At 66.9% G+C, this 3191-nt stretch carries 4 protein-coding genes; 3 read left to right on the top strand and 1 reads right to left on the bottom strand.

What is annotated here, in order from left to right:
• From GD970_RS22415 to GD970_RS21245, 3 genes are all read left to right on the top strand, one after another.
• Positions 1–186: hypothetical protein (locus GD970_RS22415; RefSeq protein ID WP_226925414.1), on the top strand; the 186-nt coding region annotated here is incomplete at its 5' end.
• Between the two features lie 619 nt (positions 187–805).
• Positions 806–1426, top strand: a complete 621-nt coding sequence (locus tag GD970_RS21250) for a hypothetical protein (protein WP_152204874.1) — start codon at positions 806–808, stop codon at positions 1424–1426.
• 587 nt (positions 1427–2013) lie between these two features.
• Positions 2014–2547: a hypothetical protein gene (locus GD970_RS21245; RefSeq protein WP_152204873.1), complete on the top strand. Its 534-nt coding sequence runs from the start codon at positions 2014–2016 to the stop codon at positions 2545–2547.
• On the opposite strand, the gene GD970_RS21240 is transcribed toward GD970_RS21245, so the two are convergent.
• Positions 2442–2942 carry an SOS response-associated peptidase family protein gene (locus tag GD970_RS21240; RefSeq protein WP_152204875.1) on the bottom strand — a complete coding sequence of 167 codons (501 nt, stop codon included), beginning with the start codon at positions 2940–2942 and terminating at the stop codon, positions 2442–2444. The two genes, GD970_RS21245 and GD970_RS21240, sit on opposite strands and share 106 nt — an antisense overlap.
• Positions 2943–3191 lie beyond the last annotated feature (249 nt).

The raw sequence follows: 3191 nt of genomic DNA, 5'->3' as shown, positions 1-3191 counted from the left end.
CAGGTGCCCGACTTCTACGAACTCGTCGCACTACAACACGGCAAGCTCTCCGGCCAGGGTGACGACAATCCGTCAGCGACGATGGCGCAAGTCAACGGCGTCGCCCTCAGCACCGCACAGGGCTGGGTCGCGAAGGCCCGCAGCCGTGGGTTGCTCCCTCCGGGACGCCGCGGTCGCGCTGGGTAGCGCAGGGGCGTTGAACTGCTCGCCAGCCCCGCGCGGGCGGGATCACGAATCGGCGTTTTGCCGCGCAAACACTGGGGAATGGCCGGGTCGATCGCTGGATGACAACGTCGTGATTCACCGATCTACAGGGCCGGTAGCACATGAGTTAGCACATGAAGGCCGCCGCCCAGGGCCGCCGGCGGTCTCGCCGGCGATGCGTGCCCGGGTGTCGCGCTCCTCGAATTGGCACATGCCCGGCGAACCCACCCAGACGACAGGGCCCACGCAGACGACCGCATCCGCGCCGACGGCGGAACCCATGCATCTGGCTCGTCCCTCAGGATGCCCCTTACCTGCAGGGCGATAACGAACTTCGTGGAAATCTCCACGAGATCACCATCCGGGCACAGGGACAAGGAACCGTCCTCGCGGACGGCAACTTCGAAGTCGAGCGCGTACGGCTACCAGGTTCAGAGTGGCCCGAATGTCCCGGACGGTACGGGTACAAGCCCATAACCATCAGATGACGTTTGTCGACGGCGCGGCTGTGGAACCTTCACCACTTCCTCACCCACCCGCGCACGTTTCCCCCGCTCGGCGCGCGTACGGTGCATTCCAAGCCACTGTGGATGGGAAAGAAATGACCGATACCGCCAACAGTCCCGCCGTCACCTCTACCAACCGTTGGCCGGTTCGGGTGGCGGGCACTTTCATCGCCCTCGGCGGGCTCGTCATTGCCGTTCTCCGTTTCCTCAGCGCCCGCGGGTGGACCGTCATCGTCGGGCCCGTACCGCACTTCGCCTTGGAGTTCCTCGCGTGGGGGATCGTCGGTACCGGCACGTGCGGGCTCACTGCTGTCGCCGCCCGCAAGCTCTACGCCCAGAGCGACCGGCTCGCCCGGCTCACGGCCATCTTCCTCACGCTCGTCGCCATTGTTGGTGGCATCCTCGCCGCCCTGGTCATCTTCGGCTCAATTACGTGGGTCGCCCTCGAGGGTGTTACCCGCCTGCACACCCCCGGCACCGATCGACACTGGGCCGTAGAGGCGACCTCGGGCCTCGGCGACACCAGCTACACCTTCTACGTCGCCACCAACCCCTTCCTCTTCCGTGAGGCGGGCCAGAGCCTCTCCGGCGAGATGTACAACCCCTTCGGTGACGGTCACTACCGGGTCCAGACCGACCCCGATGGTCACCTCACGCTGCGCTACCCCACCCTCCGCGGCGGCCCATATGACGCAACCCTCCAGCTGGAGCGATAAGGAGACGCACGGGCCCACATCCCAGCGCGCCCCCTCGTGGACCGCACAGCCGGCCGCCTCCAAACACGGATGGCTCTAGCCGCCGTGACACTGCTCTGGTTCACCGCAGCGTTCAAGCCCCGGCATCTGGGGCGTGATCTTCCCCGGCTACGCCGACGCGCTGCTCGAGTGCGGCGAGATCGGCTGCGGCCCCATCGGCAGGCTGGCGGGGTGCGCCCCACCGCCCGCCACCGCCTTGGGCTGCCACCTCCGACAACGCCCAGTGACGGTCACCCACTACGCCGAGGCACGCGGAGAGCTGGAGTCCACCGCGGAAGACCGCGCAGAAAGAGAGCACTTCCACAGAAGCGCTGCGACTTCACATTGAACCATCACAACGGAATCCCCCCTTGGCACGCATTGCACATTAAGATTGCAACTGGGGTTCGAGGCTGATCCCCTAATCCCGAGGAGCGGTGATGAGAAAGTCCCTTCCCAGCGCGGTAGCGCTGTGCGCACTCCTACTCACCGGCTGCGGAGCCGCCCAAGCGGACCGGCCGGACACGGCATCCACCTCCGCCCCGTCCGTAGGGCCCACGACATCCTCGGTGACCGACACCACTACGACCGACCCGGTCGCCGCCAGCGAGGCTGCCGTCCCCACTGCGGCACCGCCCGAGTACCCCACACGGACGAGCGAGCCGCTGAGGGCGGAGGAGGCGGCGCCGTACAAGGCGCTCGTGCAGGGCAGCGGCTTCATCCCGATTCGCATCGAGCGCATCGATTCCGGCAGCACGCCGATGATCGACGGCTACTACGAGGACAGGACGACGGGGACTGGTCTCGCCTTCACTCTCCATCTCGGCGAGAAGGCGGCCGGGCAGATCAGGGCATGGGAGGAAGACGTCCCGCAGGGCGAGGTCCCCGGAGGCCCTGGCTACGAGCCCGTCGAGGTCCGAGGTGGCACCGCGATGACGCGCGTCACCGAGTGGGCGGTCGACATGCGGGTGCGCTCCGACGACGGCTCCCACGTCGCCTACGTGACCGTGCAGGAGACCGGCCCCACCGGCTCCCTACCGCAGTCCAGCGTCGACTTCGTACGCGAGGTGTTCGTGCCGCAGCTGCTCGGCGTCTCGGTGTGACCCCCAAGCCAGTCGGCTAGAACTCGACCTGCTCGACGAGCTGCGGGCCGTTGTTCCGCACATTGCCGACCGCCTTGCCGATCGGGCGCGGGGACCAGGTGCGGCTCAGGCATGGCGGCGACCATCCCGCGCACGTCCTTCGGGTCGGTGATGCCTGGGTTGAGCCAATCAGCGAGCATGTCAGGCCGGCACGATGACCGGAGATCGGTTGTGCACGTGCCCCAGGCGTCCGAGGCCGTGGTGGTCAGGACGGTGTTGGTCCAATGCCACTTCTCCGGGTGGTCCTCCGGCAGCTCGGGGTCCTTCCACCACTCGTACAGGCCGCCGAACGCCAATAGCGCGCCGTCCTCGTCATGCAGGTAGTACGGCTGCTTCTCCTTGCCGGCCTCGTCGATCTGCTGCCACTCGTGGTACCCGTCCGCCGGCTTATCCGTTACCGGCTCAGATGTGTCATCGGTGTCGTCGACGGTGGATCCGGAAGGCCGCGGGGTACGTTCATGACACGGTTATCTGACGGTGATGACGCTCAGGTGAAACTCCCCAGACCTGCTCACTGAAATTCCCCACCCGTGTGGCTCCGCCGACGACGGTGGGGCCCCCTCGACGATGGCGGTCTCTGACCACCAGCCATCACCTCGAGGGAG

This window comes from Georgenia thermotolerans (assembly GCF_009193185.1).
Taxonomy (GTDB): domain Bacteria; phylum Actinomycetota; class Actinomycetes; order Actinomycetales; family Actinomycetaceae; genus Georgenia; species Georgenia thermotolerans.
This window is presented reverse-complemented; position numbering and strand designations above follow the sequence as displayed.